Here is a 15755-nt window from a genome sequence, read left to right as displayed (position 1 = left end):
GACGGATCGTGACGGTCGAGCCGTGACCGAACCATGAACGCAGAGCCGGGTGCCGGTCCGCTAGCTGCTCGCTGCGAACAGCGCCGTCGGAGCGGTCGGGTCGTGCTCCTGGTCGCCGGAGGCGGGGAGGAAGCGGGCGAGCGCGGCCTCGAGCTCGGCGGTGCGGATCGGCTTGGTGAGGTAGTCGTCCATCCCCGCGTCCAGCGCGACCTCGCGGTCGCCGGCCAGGGCCCGGGCGCTGAGACCGATGATCGGCACGGGCGCCAGGCCGAGCCACCGCTCGTGCTGGCGGATCGCCCTCGTGGCTTGGTAGCCATCCATCACCGGCATCATCACGTCCATCAGCACCGCGTCGTACTCGTCTGCGGCGCACGCAGCCGCTGCGGCGACGCCGTCGTCGACGATGTCGACCAGGAAGCCCAGCTTCTTCAGGGCCCCGGCGGCGACGACCTGGTTGATCTTGTTGTCCTCGGCAAGGAGTATCCGGTGCATCGCGCTCGTCCCTCGTGGTCTGGGCCATCGCGGAGGGCGAGGGCAGGTCGATCGTGGCCGCCGAGCGATGACCGAACCATGAAGGCCGCCCCCTGGGCCGCTTCATCGTTCGGTCACGACCGCTCCTGCATGGTGGGCGCCGCCCGTCGGAACCGATCTCTCCCAAGGAGCAGGACCATGCACCCCACCATCGCCCGGTCACGAACCCGGACGGAGGCCGCAGAGCCGCCAGCCCGCGCCGGCTCCGTGGAGCTCCCGGGCATGCCCGGTCGGTTCTGCCTCTACTACCAGCCGGAGGTGGCGCTCCGCGACGGGTCGATCCGGTCGTGCGAAGCCCTGCTGCGCTGGTGGCACCCGGACTTCGGGATGGTGCGCCCGGGCCTCTCGCTCCCCGGCACCCGCTTCGCCGAGCGGATCCACGACCTCGAGGACTGGACCCTGGGCGAGGTCTGCCGGCAGGGCGCAGCGTGGGCCTCGACCGGAGCGCCCATCCAGATCGCGCTCAACGTGACCCGATCCCGGCTGGTCGGCGGACGGTTCCTGGACTCGGTCGAGGCCGCGCTGCGGTCGCACGGCCTCGAACCCTCTGCCCTGGCCTTGGATGTGCCGTTCCCGGCACTGGCGACCGATCCGGTCGGCCTCCGCCGGGTCACCGATGGCATCGCCGCCCTCGGGGTCGGCGTCGTGATCGACGGCGTGGGCGCCGGGGCCTCGTTCGACTCGCTCGACACCATCACCGCCGACGCGTGGAAGGTCGCCATCCCGGGCCGCGATCGTCGGGGCGGCCTCCACCGCTCCGTGGGTGACGCCCTCACCCGGGCCCACGAGCTCGGCGCCCTCGCGGTCGCCAAGCAGGTCGAAGACGCCGACGTGCTGGAGGACCTGGCCCTGCTCGGCTACGACCGGGCCTTCGGCCACGCCATCAGCCCGCCGGTGACGGCCGAGGCGCTCGCCTCGATCCTCCGGCGCGAGCAGTCGAACCAGCGCCCGGTTCTGGGCCGCACCTGACGACGCGCCCATCGGGGTGCGGAGGGCCTCCGATGGTGCCCGGCGCCCGCTCCCCGGGAGGAGGCCGACCGCTCGCCATCGGCGGTCGGGTCAGTGCACGCGACGGATCTCGCCTCGGATGCCCGCGTTGTGGATCGCCCATCGGACCCAGGCCTCGGCCTGGTCGACGATCTCCGGGCTCCGATCCGGGACCGCGACGGTGACCTCGAAGTGGCCTTCGTCGCCGTCGACGTGGGCCAGCGCACCGGCCTCGCTGGCAAGGAGCCGGGACGCGGCGACGAGCGGGTTGGCAAGGTGGGCGGCCTCGACGTCGATGACGAGCCGGACGACGGAGGCGGGTGTGGCGATCGGCGCCGGAGGCCGGGGCGGGGTCGGGTCGAGGTCGCGTGTTGCCGCGAATCCCATCGTTGCTACCTCCTCGATCATGTTTGATCGGTGTTCGTCGCCTCGGCCCCGCTGCCGGCCGGGGGCTGCAGGCGCTTGATCTGTCGCTTGAGGCGGTCGACTTCGGCTTCGAGGACGAGGATGCGGCGGATGCCGGCGAGGTTGAGCCCCTGGGAGGCCATCTCCGACACCTGGGCGACCAAGCGGACCTGCAGCTGGCTGTAGCGCCGTTGACCGCCCGAGGAGCGGGCGGGCTGCACGACCTTCTCGGTGTCGAGCCGGCGCACGAACGCCGACTGGACCCCGAGGAGGTCGGCGACCTGGCCGACGCTGAACATCGGCGCATCCTCGTCGTCGAAGCGGATGCCCACCTCGTTCAGCCCGTCCCTGCCGACGCGCCCGCCAGCTCGCGATCGCCGCTGGTCGCGTCGGCGCTGCGGTCGGCGCTGGTGTCGATGGCCTTGTCGCTGCGGGGGCGGCTGATCGGCACGCGGCGCGGCTTGGCCCGTTCGGCGACGGGAAGCCTGAGGGTGAGCACCCCGTCGGTGTAGTCCGCCGCGATGTTCGCGGTGTCGAGGGTGTCACCGAGGAACAGCTGACGGCTGAAGGTGCCCTGCGGACGTTCGCCGACCAGCAGCTCGATGTCACCGTCGTCGGCGGTGCGGCGGCGCTGCGCGTGGACGGTGAGCACGTTGCGCTCCACGGTGAGGTCGATCGACTCCGCGTCGACCCCGGGCAGGTCGAGCTCCACGAGGAACTCGTCGCCACGGCGGTAGGCGTCGATCGGCATCGCTGCCGGACGGCTCGCCGTCCCCAGCGCCTGCTGCGCCAGACGGTCGAGCTCACGGAACGGATCGGTACGCATCAACATCAGAGGCTCCTTCCTCGCCTCGCTGAACCGGACGGAAAACCTATAACTCCGCCACGACCAAACTGTCAACTGGGTTTGCAAGTTCGCCGGGCGGGGGGGGCTTGCCGCGGGTCGAGGAAGGCGAGCAAAGCGGGCGGCTGTGTGCTCCGACGAACAGCGACGCTCGGTTCGACCTCGGTCGGGTCCTCGCGTGCCGTGGCCCGCCTCCACCGCGGCGAGGCGCCTGCGACGCCGCTGGCCATCTCGGGCTCGAGCCAGGGCCACGTTCCCGGCGCTGCCGGTCACCGAGACGCACTGCGGTACCTCTATGGTCCGGTGGCGACGCGACCGCGGCAACCGCATGGGTCCACGCCCTCGTCACCGCCCTGCCTGCGTCGATCCGCAGCGGTGGGGAGACAGCAGAAGGCCCCACTCCGAGAAGTGGGGCCTGACCTGCATTTTTCGCCCTGCTAGATGGTGGCGGGGGCAGGATTTGAACCTGCGACCTTCGGGTTATGAGCCCCGGCTCGGCGTCTCGCTTGGTCCCGTTCCGTGCCCGGCAGTACCGCTGAGCTGGGCAACTGCGGACCAGGCCTGCCCGTCCGTGCCCGCCCGTGTGATCCCGTCCCGACCGGCACAGTAGAAGCAGCAGTAGAAGCTCAGGCCACCGTTCGGTCGAGCAGGTGCCGGTTCTTGACCACCGAGCCAGGCAGGACCGAGAAGTGGATCTGGCCGTCGGCGTCGACAGCGACGACCCGCACGACGGACTGGGCCTGTTGGTTGCCGGCGAGGAGCACGCCGCCGACGCATCCTCGGCGCACTGCTCAACACCGGCGACGACCGGACCGAGCTGGTCGAAGCCCTGCGGACCCGCTTCACCAACGCCGTCGCCGAATCCCTGGCCGCAGACGTCGAGGCCTCACGTCAACGCGACGGTGACCGTTCGACTCCGCACCTCGGCGAACCGACCGACCCCGCCTGGCCGGACGCCTCGATCGATCTCGCCGTAGTCATCGGCCTCCTCACGACCCTGCCTCAGACGACCGGCCGCTCACTGGACCGCGTCGACTTCGAGCACATCATCGACGACGTCCTCCTGCCGCTGTGGGGCCAGCCGCGGCCTGCGGTAGGTCTCTTACGACTGCTCCCTGAGTCCGGATCGAGGATCGTGCTGGGGCGCCACGTTCTCGAAGGCCTGCTCGGCAGTGAACCTGGTCGTTCGCCGGCGCGCACTGCGCTGGTACAGGCCGTCTAGCTTCGGGCGCCATGGGGTGGAGGCGGGTGAGATCAGCGGCGGCTGCGGCGGTTCTTGTCGGTTCGCTGACGGTCCTCGGCCTGCTCCCGGCTCAGGTCGTAGGCGCCGAGACATGCAGCGACGGGACCTACTCGTCATCGTCGGGCTCCGGGACGTGCTCTCAACATGGCGGGATCAGCGGCTCGGGCAGTTCGTCGAGCTCGGGCGGCACCTCTGGTGGGTCGGCCGGAGCAGGTGCCCCGACCGGTGGCCCTAGAACCCTCTGTGCCGACGGGAGCATGTCGTACTCGACTGGACCGGGAACGTGCTCCTATCACGGCGGCGTCGCAGGCGGTTCCGACTACGACGGTCCTACGGGAGGCCCGGACTCGAGCGGCTTGAGCAGCGACGTCCCCGGTCCCGTCGGGGGCGGAGAGGCGGGTATCCCAAGGAGCGAGGCTGATTCCGACATGTGGGAGGAACCGGGGTTCTGGCCCCAGTCGTACCCTCCGCTCGGACCGCTGCTGCTCGGCCTCGCCGTCGTGGGAGGCATCGCGTGGCTCATGGTTGCTGGGAAGCGAGAGGAAGCCGCCGCGGCCACAGGGTCAGCTGTGCGGGGCGCCGGGTTGGGAGCACTCAAACCTCAGCCGTCGCAGGCCCCCATCCCGACCCGAGCAATCCCAGCACCGATGGCGCAGAAGCCCGAGCCGTCCGGCACACGCACGGCTACCTCGCTGCTGCTGGCTACCGGGACTGAGCCGGCTGCGACTCGATCGAGGACGACGAAAGCTCCGTCACGACCAGCTGTCCTTTCGCCCGCAGGGAACCTCACACCACCGCCGAAGACCCGCCCGTCACCCAGCAGATGGCCACCGGCGGGCGGAGTCCAGCGAGCCGACCAGTGCTCACCCGAGCGGTTGGCGGTCTACCTCGTGGCCTTCGTCGAGGCGGAAGGTCGCTCCGTGCCCGTGAAGACCGTGTATCAGCGGGTCCACGCAGCAGGTGGTGGGGGATCTCTGACGAAGACCGATCGGTCCTACTTCAACAAGGCGATGAGCCGAGCCTTGGCGGGAAGGCGGATCGAACTGGTCGGACCCAACGCCGACGGATACCTCCACCGATGCGTGGCACCCCGGGGTCGCTGAAGGCGGCTACGAAGCCGAAGCGGCCGACACGACGAACAACCTCTACGCATCCCCACCCTGGTCGAGTGGCGAGGCCCGCGACCTGTCTCGACTGCTCAGGCAGCTGCCGAGGTGACCACGAGGGCGAGCGCCAAGACGACGAGGATCCGCCACCTCTCCGGATGGCTGGCGTGCACTTCGCTGTCGGATTCAAGGTGGGACGACCGTGCATGACTGCTCCTCAGGTCGGCTGCTGTCATGCACGATCGTCCTAAGGCCGCCGCCGAGTCATCGGATACCACCCCTTAGATCTGCTCGGCCCACAACCAAGGACCAGCAGATGCCGCCTCCTGGTGGTCACACAGGAACGGGCACCGCAGGCACGACCTCTGTCGTCGGTGCCGACGGGGCCTCGTGGAGCCCGTAGCGGTCGTGGAAGCGGCGCAGGGGGGCTGGAGCCCACCAGTTGCGTTCGCCGAGGAGCTTCATGGTGGCCGGGACCAGGAGGGTGCGGACGAGGGTGGCGTCGATGATGACGGCGATGGCCAGGCCGACGCCGAGCTGCTTGATCGCGAGCACCTCGCCGGCGGCGAAGCCGGCGAAGACCACCACGATGAGGGCGGCTGCTGAGGTGATGATCTTGCCGGAGCGCTGGAGGCCGACGGCGACGGCGAGGTCGTTGTCGCCGGTCTGGTCGTGGACCTCCTTGATGCGGGACAGGAGGAAGACCTCGTAGTCCATGGAGAGGCCGAAGGCGAAGATCAGGATGAGCACGGGCATCCACAGGTCGAGGGCGCCGACGGACTCGAAGCCCAGGGCGCCAGAGAGGTGTCCGTCCTGGAAGATCCAGACGAGGGCGCCGAAGCTGGCGCCGAGGCTGAGGATGTTCATGGCCACGGCTTTGATCGGGACGATGATCGAGCCGGTCATCATGAAGAGCAGGACGAGGGTGGCGATGGCCACGATCGTTCCTGCCACCGGGAGTCGGGCGGTGAGCCGATCCTTCACGTCGGTGAGCTCTGCAGCTGGTCCGCCGACCTCGGCGTCGAAGGTGAGGTCTGCGCTGCGTACCCGCTCGACGAGTGCCGTGGCTGCGGCGCCTTGCGAGGTTCCGGCGGGCACCAGGTCCACGACGGTGAGGCCCGCTGGGGTCCCGGGACGGATCGAGGCGCCGAGCACGCCGTCGGACGTGGACACGTCCTCCAGCCAGGTGGTGAGGTCCGGATCGGATGCGTCTGCTGCAGCGACGACGGTGACGGGGTCGGTGCCGCGTGCGGGGAACCGTTCGGCGAGGGCGAGCGCGGTGGCACGGACCTCGGAGGAGCGGGGCAGGGTGCGGGCGTCGCCGGCCTCGAAGCGGGCTCCGAGGAAGGGGGTGCCGAGCAGGACCAGCAGGAGTGCGGCTGCGCCGGCCACGAGCACGGGTCGGTTCTGGACCCAGCGGGTGAGCCGGTAGAAACGGCCTCCGTCGTCGGCCACAACGGCGACGGGTGAGATGCGTCCGCCCACCGCTGCCAGCGTGGCAGGGAGCAGTGTCACCGCAGCGGCCATGCACAGGAGCACCACGGACAGTCCGGCGATGCCGAACGAGGTGAGCAGCGGCACGCCGAACACGAATAGGCCGGACATGGCGACGGCGACGGTGAGCGCCGAGAAGACGACGGTCGTGCCGGCCGAGGCCACGGTTGCGGCGACGGCGTCGTGGAGCTCGAGGCCCCGGCCGCGTTCCTCTCGGAAGCGGTTGACCATGAGGAGCCCGTAGTCGATCCCGAGGCCGATGCCGAGCATGTTGACGACGTTGACCGAGAAGATCGAGACGTCGCCGAACACGGTGGCGGCCACGAGCACGGCAAGGGTCGTCAGCACGCCGCCGAGCGCGACGAGGAGCGGGAGGAGGCCGGCGGCCAGTCCGCCGAGCAGGAGCACCATGACGACAATGGCGATGGGGAGTGCGATCGCTTCGCCTCGGAGGAGGTCGCTCTCCGACGCGGTGGCGAACGTTTCGCTCACCAGGACGTTCCCGCCGACGAGCACGTCGGGGGCGTCGAGGTCGTGGGCGAGGTCTTGGACCTCCTGGGCCACAGCGAGCTCGGCATCTTCGTCGAGGTCACCGGCGAGGGTCACCACGACGAGTGCTGCTCGCCCGTCGGTTGCCTTCAGGGCATCGGCCTGTGTCGACCAGGGGTCGGCGACGTCGAGGACGCCGTCTAGGGCGGCGATGGGTTCGATTCCTGAGGTGATGCGGCGCTGGGTTGCGGCGTCGTCGAGGTCGATGTCGTCGGCGATGATGGCCAGCTGGCCGCCGGTCTCGTCGAGGTCGTGAAGTCGTTCGGCGACCCGGCCGGACTCGGTGCTGGTGCCGGCGCCGAAGTCGGTCGAGAGGACCGAGAACGCGGAGCTGCCGATCGTTGCTGTTGCGATGAGGAGCAGGATCCAGAGCGTGATGACCGTTCGCCGCCGCCGGACGACGAGGTGGCCGAGCCTTCTCATCGCGACACCACCGATCGGGCAGATCGGGGTGCGGTGGTGCGCCGGCGAGCCGGCGAGTTGCGTGGATCCTTCATGGGTTCACCTTCTGGTTCGTGATCGAGATCGTGGACGGGTCGCTGGGACGGGTAGTGCGATCGGACGCGGCCGGCCGGGGGTCGCTCGTGGGGCGGGGTCACGGTTCGTCTGCTCGGGCCGGCACCACGGCGTCGATGAAGGTGCTCTGGATGAGGGTGATGGCGAGGCATCCAGAGCTGCCGAAGACGACCCACTGCTCGTCGACGTCGATCCCCGCCGCCGTGGTGATGGTCCAGCCCAAGGCCCAGAGGCCGGCGGTGGCCAGCGCCCAGCCCAGTGCCCGGCTGACTGGGCTGCGGAGGAGCGGCGCCTGGGCGATGCCGATGCCGAGTCCGGAGACGGCGCCCATGAGGGCGAGCGAGCTGATGTCGGTCCGGTAGGAGACGAGGGCGGCACCTGCGGCGACGCCACCGGCGAGTCCGATGGCGGTGGCAGGTATCCACGCTGGCCCGATGCCTCGGTGCCGGAGCAACGCCCACTGCGCGGCGCCGATCCCTCCCCCGGCGATCATGCCGGCGAGCAGCGCAGGCGGCACGGCTTCGACGCGACCGGCGACGATGTGCGCGACGTACCCGGCCGGCGGGAAGGCGGCGGCGGTGAGCAACCACCGGAACCAGGGTCGACGGAAGGTCGTGGTCCTCGGACCGCTGGGCGCTTGGCCGTGGCGTGAGCTGGCGTCTCGGATGGTGGTCATCGGGGATCCTCTCGGGTCGGGTCGGCTTGTCTGCTCGCGGCGGCGATCCAGGCGACGAGGACGCTGTCGGGATGGTCGACGAGGTGGTCGCGTGCCATGTCGTCGACGCGGTCGACGTCGCCGTCGAGGTGGGCCAACGCGATCGACACGAGCTGTCGGTCTCGCGTCGACACCGCCAGTGCTGCTGCTCGATCCATCAGCGCCGGATCGCCACCCGGCTGGAACACGGCCGCAGCGACGACGGCGGTTACGTCGTCGCTCCTCCGGGCCCGCCCGACGATCCTTGCCACGACGGCCGGGCCGCCGACCGCTAGTTCGTGGATCATGTTGTCGGGGTCGGCGGGCACAGGTCCAGGGTGTGTGGAGGCCCTGACACGGGGCTGACACGGCGATCCGAGGCGTAGCCTCCGGCGGTGATCGCGGTCTCGGTGCTCCATGCGGTCGAGATCCAGCGCGACGGTGAGCGGGTGCCGGTCCGGGCTGGCAAGACCGCCGAGGTCTTGGTCCGCTTGGCCCTCGAAGCGGGCGCACTGGTTCGGACCGACCGGCTGATCGAGGACCTGTGGACGGATGCGGCCATCGGGACGGCCCGCAACACGTTGCAGACGAAGGTGTCTCGGCTCCGGCGGTCCCTGGGTGACCCGGGCCTGGTCACCGGGACCAGCGTCGGCTACACCCTCAACGTCGAACCCGGCGCGGTCGATGCGCTCGAGGTGCTCCGTCTCGTGGATCGAGCGTCGGTGTTCCGAGGAGCGGGAGATCCAGGCTCAGCGTTGGAGACGTGCACCGCGGCGCTGGCGATGTTCGATGGCGAGATCCTCTCGGGGGGCGGTGATGGCGACTGGATCGTCCCGCACCGCGCTCGCCTCGGGGACGCACGCCTCGACCTCCTCGAGGGCCACCTGGGGGCCCGAATCGAGCTGGGGACCCCGGGCGATGCGGTCGGAGAGTTGGAGGCCCTGATCACCGACCATCCCCTTCGGGAGGCCTTGTGGGCGCTGCTGATGATCGCCCTGTACCGAGGCGGACGACAGGCCGATGCGCTGGCTGCGTTCCAACGGATCCGCATCGCACTCGCCGACGACCTCGGCCTCGATCCCGGCCGTGAGCTGCAACAGCTGGAACGGCAGATCCTCGACCAAGATCCGCTCCTCGGCCTGCCCGACTTCGCGGCGCGAGGGCTCAATACGCTCCGGCCGCCAGGCAACCTTCCCTCGCTGCCGATCGACCTGATCGGACGTGCCGGCGACATCGCCGCCGTCGCCGGCCTCGTCGCGACCGGGCGCCTGGTCGAGATCCTCGGGGCTGGCGGCGTCGGAAAGACGGCGTTGGCCATCGCAACCGGACGATCGCTCGACGCAACAGGAGGGGCCCACGTCGGGGCAACGTGGCTCGCTCGCCTCGAAGCCGCCAGAGGACCTGCCGACGTGGTCGATGTGCTGACCTCGACCCTCGGCGTGGGCAGCGAGGACGCAATGATCGAACGGCTCAAGAGCGAGCCTGCCCTGCTGATCCTCGACAACTGCGAGCACGTCGCCGCCACTGCCGGAGCGCTTGCCGTCCGGCTGCTCGACGCCGCTCCTGCCCTGCGGATCCTCTGTACCAGCCAGGTCCCCCTCGACGTCGACGGCGAGGTCCTCTACGAGCTCTCCCCGCTCCCGCCCTACGACGCCGTCACGTTGTTCGACCGTCGGTCGATGGCCCAGCGCCAGCAGCGAGGGTCGCTACCGGACCGTGCGGCCGTCCGAGGTCTGTGTCTGGCGCTCGATGGTCTTCCATTGGCGATCGAGTTGGCCGCCGCCAGGACGAAGACCCTGTCCGTCGAAGAGATAACCACTCGGCTCGACCGCAGGTTCGACGTGCTCAGCGATCCGAGCGGCCACCGCCCGGAGCGACGCCGAGCCCTCCGGGCGACCATCGCCTGGAGCTACGACCTGCTCTTCCCGGACGATCAGCGTGGCCTGTGGGCGCTGGCCACCTTCGCCGGTAGCGCTCCCCTGCCTGCGGTCGAGTCCGTGCTCGCCGCCCTCGACGTTCCGATGTCCACGGCGATCGACGTGCTCGGGCGTCTCGCCAGCAGATCGCTGCTGATCGTCGACGAGGACGCCGGCGGGACCATCCGCTACCGGCTGCTCGACAGCATCGGTGCCTTCGCGCTCGAAGCTCTCGAGGACGCAGGTCTCACCCGCCTCGCTCGAGCAGCGCACGCCGAGTGGTACGCGAAGGCCGCCGGAACCTCCACCCCCGGCGTGCGGAGTGGTGATCAGGCCGAGCACGTGGCCTTCGCCCGGGGAGAACGAGCCAACATCGACGTTGCACTCGCCTGGGGATGCGAACACGATCCGCAACTCGCGCTCGACGTCGCCGTCGGGTTCGGCTGGGCGTGGATCGTGCTCGGCGACAGCCGAGGGGCCGAGCGGCTCCTGTCCGCCCGAGCCGCTGTCGGTGACGCTGCGCCGGCCGTCCAGGAGGCGAGCGCGCTCCTGCTCGCCGCATGGATCGAGGCGTCGACCGGCCATCTCGACCTCGCCACGGACCACCTCGCACAGGTGGACGACATCGCGACATCGGCAGGTGACATCGACCTGCAGGCCCAGTGCGCCTACTACCTCGCCTACGTGGTCTCCCACCGAGGCGAGTTCCGCCGGGCCCTCGCCCTCACCGACCGAAGCGTCTCGCTCTACGAGGGCTGCGACCGTCCCTGGGACCTCGCAGCCACCTGGCTCTTTGCCGCCCGAGCGGCACTGAGCGAGGGTGATCCGGTCCGGAGCGAGGAGGCGTGCCGGGAGGTCGAGCACTGGCTGGGTCAGGTCCAAGACCCGTGGCTCCACGTCCGAGGCAAAACCGTGCTCGGCGAACTCGCTCGCACCCAACACCGCTTCGATGACGCCGTCACCCACCTGCGACAGGCTTCGGACACCTCACGGCGATTGGGTTTCCTCCAGACCGAGGCGTACCAGTTGTCCAGCCTGGGACGAGCCCACGCGCAGGCCGGCGACCGGCTGACCGCCGCCACCACCCTGCAGTCGGCCATCGAGCGGGCCGAGACCATCGGAGACGTGCGCCTTGCCGCACTGGCACGAATCCACCTCGGACGAATCTTGCGCGGCCTCGGTCGGGATGACGAAGCCCGCACCGCGCTCGAAGCAGCAGCGTCGTGGCACCGAGCGGCCGGCGGCGGCGAGCAGGCGGCGCTCGGCGAATGCCTGTTGGCCGCCATGGACAGCGCTGACGGCGACGGCGGTGCACCGGATCGCCTCCTCGCCCTCCTCGACGGAGCCCGCACCGACGATGCCGCCCACGTCGAGGTGTTCGCCCTCGACGCGCTCGCCCGGATCGCCGCCACAGCGGGTCGGGCGACCGAGGCGCGACTCCTCTGCCAGCAGGCCGACGACCGCCTTGTCGCGACCTCGGCCTTCATAAGCGAACACGATCGCGTCGACGCCCACTGGGTGCGCCCCCGCTGCTGACGTCAGGCGCGCTGCGGCGAAGCCGGACCCGCAGGATCCGAGGGCGACCGCACGGCCGCTTGCCGATCGGCCTCGCCTTGTCGGTTCTGCACGAGGTATGCAGCGAGCCCACCGGTCGCCATCGTGATGCCGACCACCTGCCAACCGCGGACCTGCTCGCTCAGCAACAGGAACGACCACACGACAGCCAATCCCGGCTGGACCACCTGGGCGATGCCGATGGTCCCGATGGCGATGGTGGACTGGGCGAACACCATCAGCCCGTGACCGGCGATGCCGACCAGGAACGCCAGGATCAACGTGTAGCCCCAACCGGTGCGGCTCATCGTGAGGAGGCCGCCGTGGCCGATCGCCAGGGGTAAGACGGCGAACGTGGCGATGGGGCTCACCGTCGCCATGAACTTGGCGACATCCATGTCCCCGCGGCGGCGCCGGGTCGAGACGACGTAGCCGGTCCACAGCAGCATCGCCCCCAGCCCGAGGGTGTTGCCGAGCAGCGATGCGTCGCCACTCGCCGGCGCACTGAACAAGACCACGCCGAGCCCGATGAACGCGATCGCTGCGAATCCCAGCGCCCGCCGGTCGAGGTGCTCGCCGAAGAGACGGGCTCCGAGGGGAACGATCAGCAGTGGTGCCAGGGAGCCGATGAGCGCGGCGTTGGCCACGCTGTTGTTCGTCGCTCCGACGAAGAAGAACGCCAGGTTTAGCCCGAACAGCACACCGGGAACGAGCGCCTGCTTTACGTCTCGCACCGTGACGCGTCGACCGGTGGCCAGGAGGCAGAGGTTCCAGACCAGCGACACGATGGCGAGCCGCCAGAAGGCGACCAGCACCCCTGGGGTCTCGGCCCGCTTCACCAACGTCGAGCTGAGCGAGAAGCTCACCACCAGCCCCGCCACCGCCAGACCGCCGGCCAGGCGTGGACCCGATCTCGCGATGCGCCCAGCCCTGGTTGTCATGGGGCATCGTCCCACAGGTCCTCGAGGCTCACGCTCCTCGGGGCACTTCGAGCACGAGCGGTGCCCGAAGGGGTCCGACGCAGTACACATCTGTCCGGGCGGATCACGAGAGGGGACCGTGCGATGACGACGAAGCTCATGGCTGGGACCACTCAGAGGCCCAGCGCACCGACGGCGAAGGCACCGACGTGACCGACCAGGCCGCCACCGGCCCACTGTTGCTGGCCACGAAGCTGCACGCCCCTCTCCGCCCGGACCTCGTTCCCCGAGCACGACTTCGCACGCAGATGGAGCGTCGGGGTCAGCCCGGACTCACCCTCGTCTCGGCTGCGGCAGGATTCGGCAAGACCACGCTGGTCGCAGAGTGGTTTGCCCTCGGACCCTCGACCGCGTGGCTCTCCCTCGACGGCGGCGACAACGATCCGGCGACCTTCTGGGCCTACGTCATCGCCGCGATCCAGACCGTGGATCACCGGCTCGCATCCGAAGCGGGAGCCCTGGTGCGAGACCCGTCGGCTTCGATCGAGACCATCACGACGACGCTCGTGAACGAGTTGCACGCCGCCGGCGAGCAACTGGTAGTGGTCCTCGACGACTACCACGTCATCGAGACGGCCGAGATCCACCAGGCGGTGGCCTTCCTGCTCGAGCACCTCCCGTCGCACGTCCGGCTCGTCATCGCCACCCGTGCCGACCCACCGCTGCCACTCGCTGCGCTGCGAGCGCAGGGCGATCTCCTCGAGATCCGTGCCGCGGACCTCCGCTTCACCAGCGAGGAGGCGACCGCCTACCTCACCGAAACCATGGGCCTGACCCTCACCACCGACGACGTCGAACGGCTCGGCGCTCGGACCGAAGGGTGGATCGCAGCGCTCCAGTTGGCCGCGCTCTCGATGCAGGGGCGAGCGGACGTCGCCGGGTTCATCGCCGACTTCGCAGGCGACGACCGCTTCATCCTCGACTACCTCGTCGGCGAGGTCCTCGACCGGCAGGGCCCGAGCGTCCGGACGTTCCTGCTCGAGACCTCGATCCTCGGGCGCCTGACCGGGCCGCTCTGCGATGCCGTGACCGGCGGCCACGACGGTCGGACGACGCTCGAGCACCTCGATCGGGACAACCTCTTCGTCGTCCCGCTCGACGACCGGCGCAGCTGGTACCGCTACCACCACCTCTTCGCCGATGTCCTCCGAGCCCACCTCCTCGACGAGGAAGCAGACCGGGTCCCCGAGCTCCACCGTCGGGCGAGCGACTGGTACGACGGGATCGGACAGGCCGGCGAGGCCATCGTGCACGCCCTCGAGGGTGGGGATGCCGAGCGGGCGGCCGAGCTCATCGAGGTCGCCGCACCTGCGATGCAGCAGAGCCGCCAGGAGCGCACCCTTCGGGATTGGCTCGAACGCCTCCCCGCCGACGTGTACGCCGATCGGCCCGTTCTGGCGCTGACGCTGGTGGGCACACGGATGGCCACCGGAGCGACCGCCGGCGTCGAGGCCTTACTCCAACTCGTGGAGGCAGCGATGTCGAGAACATCTCCCCCACCGATCGTCGTCGACGCCGCGGCCTTCGAGCGCCTCCCCGCCCAGGTCGCCGTCCAACGCTCCGGGCTGGCGCTGCTCACCGGCGACCTCGACGCCACCATCACCCACGCCACCCGAGTCCTCGACCTCGTCGGGCCCGACGACCACCTCCGTCGGGGCTCGGCCAACGCCCTCATCGGGCTGGCCCTCTGGGCCCGAGGCGATCTGGTGGAGGCCGAACGCAGGTACCGCGACGCCGTCCAACACCTGCGCAACGCGGGCTACCTGTCCGATGCGCTCGGGTGCTCGATCGCCCTCGCCGACATCCTGCTGGCTCAGGGTCGCCTCGGCGACGCCGCCCACACTCTCGAAGCGGGGCTCCGACTCACCGCCGAGGACGCGGGCCTCCGCGGGGCCGCCGACATGCACGTCGGCTTGTGCGAGGTGCTCCTCGAGCAGGGTGACCTCGAAGGGGCGGCACAGCACCTCGCAGCAAGCGCCGACTTCGGTGACCCGGCAGGGCTACCGCAGCACCCCTACCGGCGGCGCGTCGCCGCCGCCCGCCTCTGCGCCGCCCGGGGCTCGTTTGCCGAGGCAAGCACCCTCCTCGAGGAGGCGGTTCCGCTCTACGACACCGACTTCTCCCCGCCAGTGCGCCCCGTCACCGCCCTCCGGGCGCGGGTCCAGCTGGCCGAAGGCGACCTGGGAGCTGCCCAGCGATGGGCGACGGACAGGCACCTCTCCATCGACGACGAGCCGACCTACGTCGACGAGTACGCCCACCTCACCCTGGCCCGGATCCTCCTGGCCCACCACCGGGCCAGCGGCGACCCGACGATCCTGGCCGGAGCAACCCAACTGCTGGGACGACTGCTGACCGCTGCGGAGGACGGCCACCGAACGGCGAGCGCGATCGAAGCACTCACCCTGCTGGCATCGGCGCAGCACGCCGCCAGCGACTCCCGGGCCGCCGTCGCCAGCCTGGCCGACGCAGCACGCCGCGCCGAACCCGAGGGCCAGCTCCAGGTGTTCGTCGACGCCGGCCCGAGCATCGTCGGCCTCCTCCGCAAGCTCGCCTCGGTGAACGGTGCTCCGACCCTCACCCACCGGGCCCTGGCAGCGATCGAAGGCTCGGGCACCTCACCGGGCCGGGGCGTCCGATCGACCGGGCTGGTCGAGGACCTCAGCGCTCGCGAGCTCGACGTGCTCCGGCTGCTCAAGAGCGAGCTGGGCGGCCCCGAGATCGCCCGTGAGCTGCACGTCTCGCTGAACACGTTGCGGACCCACACCAAGCACATCTACACGAAGCTCGCCGTCAACAACCGCCGCGAAGCCCTGCGCCGCGCCGCCGAGCTCGGTCTCTAGAAGCACCGCTCACCCCCGGCCAGGCATCGCCGCCGAAGAAGATCCCCACGTCGAATCACCACACGATGTGATGTGGGCTCACCAGGTCCGTTC

Annotated in this window: 12 protein-coding genes; 3 read left to right on the top strand and 9 right to left on the bottom strand. The window is 70.2% G+C overall.

All coding sequences use genetic code 11. The features are described from left to right. Positions 1-60 precede the first annotated feature (60 nt). Positions 61-492: a response regulator gene (locus KSP35_RS20475; RefSeq protein WP_216997618.1), complete on the bottom strand. Its 432-nt coding sequence runs from the start codon at positions 490-492 to the stop codon at positions 61-63. A gap of 177 nt (positions 493-669) precedes the next feature. Here KSP35_RS20475 and KSP35_RS20470 point away from each other — a divergent pair, with 177 nt between their 5' ends. Further along, the gene (locus KSP35_RS20470; RefSeq protein ID WP_216997617.1) at positions 670-1500 is read left to right on the top strand and encodes an EAL domain-containing protein; all 831 of its coding nucleotides are present in this window, start codon (positions 670-672) and stop codon (positions 1498-1500) included. A 90-nt stretch (positions 1501-1590) separates the two neighbouring features. Here KSP35_RS20470 and KSP35_RS20465 read toward each other — a convergent pair whose 3' ends face one another. From KSP35_RS20465 to KSP35_RS20435, 7 genes are all read right to left on the bottom strand, one after another. Further along, a complete protein-coding gene (locus tag KSP35_RS20465) occupies positions 1591-1905 on the bottom strand; it encodes a hypothetical protein (protein ID WP_216997616.1) in 315 nt (104 codons plus the stop codon). A gap of 17 nt (positions 1906-1922) precedes the next feature. Next, positions 1923-2255, bottom strand: coding sequence for a MerR family transcriptional regulator (locus KSP35_RS20460; protein WP_216997615.1), 333 nt, complete (start codon positions 2253-2255; stop codon positions 1923-1925). Between the two features lie 5 nt (positions 2256-2260). After that, a complete protein-coding gene (locus KSP35_RS20455; protein WP_217002301.1) occupies positions 2261-2755 on the bottom strand; it encodes an Hsp20/alpha crystallin family protein in 495 nt (164 codons plus the stop codon). Positions 2756-3393: 638 nt separating this feature from the next. Further along, positions 3394-3531: a hypothetical protein gene (locus KSP35_RS20450; RefSeq protein ID WP_216997614.1), complete on the bottom strand. Its 138-nt coding sequence runs from the start codon at positions 3529-3531 to the stop codon at positions 3394-3396. A 1918-nt stretch (positions 3532-5449) separates the two neighbouring features. Next, a complete protein-coding gene (locus KSP35_RS20445; RefSeq protein WP_216997613.1) occupies positions 5450-7582 on the bottom strand; it encodes an MMPL family transporter in 2133 nt (710 codons plus the stop codon). 172 nt (positions 7583-7754) lie between these two features. Next, entirely contained in the window at positions 7755-8351 is a 597-nt protein-coding gene (locus KSP35_RS20440; protein ID WP_216997612.1) for a hypothetical protein, read from the bottom strand. Then, a complete protein-coding gene (locus KSP35_RS20435; protein WP_216997611.1) occupies positions 8348-8698 on the bottom strand; it encodes a hypothetical protein in 351 nt (116 codons plus the stop codon). The genes KSP35_RS20440 and KSP35_RS20435 overlap by 4 nt, the downstream gene beginning before the upstream one ends. 66 nt (positions 8699-8764) lie before the next feature. Here KSP35_RS20435 and KSP35_RS20430 point away from each other — a divergent pair, with 66 nt between their 5' ends. After that, entirely contained in the window at positions 8765-11821 is a 3057-nt protein-coding gene (locus tag KSP35_RS20430; RefSeq protein ID WP_216997610.1) for a BTAD domain-containing putative transcriptional regulator, read from the top strand. 2 nt (positions 11822-11823) lie between these two features. Here the strand turns inward: KSP35_RS20430 and KSP35_RS20425 are convergent, their stop codons facing one another. Next, positions 11824-12705 (bottom strand): DMT family transporter, encoded by an 882-nt coding sequence (locus tag KSP35_RS20425; RefSeq protein ID WP_216997609.1) that lies wholly within the window; start codon positions 12703-12705, stop codon positions 11824-11826. A 263-nt stretch (positions 12706-12968) separates the two neighbouring features. Here KSP35_RS20425 and KSP35_RS20420 point away from each other — a divergent pair, with 263 nt between their 5' ends. Then, positions 12969-15662, top strand: coding sequence for a LuxR C-terminal-related transcriptional regulator (locus KSP35_RS20420; RefSeq protein ID WP_216997608.1), 2694 nt, complete (start codon positions 12969-12971; stop codon positions 15660-15662). The last annotated feature ends 93 nt before the right edge of the window (positions 15663-15755 follow it).

This window comes from Aquihabitans sp. G128 (genome assembly GCF_019048865.1).
In the GTDB taxonomy this organism is placed as follows: domain Bacteria; phylum Actinomycetota; class Acidimicrobiia; order Acidimicrobiales; family Iamiaceae; genus Aquihabitans.
This window is presented reverse-complemented; position numbering and strand designations above follow the sequence as displayed.

Bases quoted from the DNA above. Each gene is read 5' to 3' on its own strand.
- KSP35_RS20470 (WP_216997617.1), top strand. From the start codon at position 670: ATGCACCCCACCATCGCCCGGTCACGAACCCGGACGGAGGCCGCAGAG.
- KSP35_RS20465 (WP_216997616.1), bottom strand. From the start codon at position 1,905: ATGGGATTCGCGGCAACACGCGACCTCGACCCGACCCCGCCCCGGCCT.
- KSP35_RS20455 (WP_217002301.1), bottom strand. From the start codon at position 2,755: ATGTTGATGCGTACCGATCCGTTCCGTGAGCTCGACCGTCTGGCGCAG.
- KSP35_RS20440 (WP_216997612.1), bottom strand. From the start codon at position 8,351: ATGACCACCATCCGAGACGCCAGCTCACGCCACGGCCAAGCGCCCAGC.
- KSP35_RS20475 (WP_216997618.1), bottom strand. From the start codon at position 492: ATGCACCGGATACTCCTTGCCGAGGACAACAAGATCAACCAGGTCGTC.
- KSP35_RS20445 (WP_216997613.1), bottom strand. From the start codon at position 7,582: ATGAGAAGGCTCGGCCACCTCGTCGTCCGGCGGCGGCGAACGGTCATC.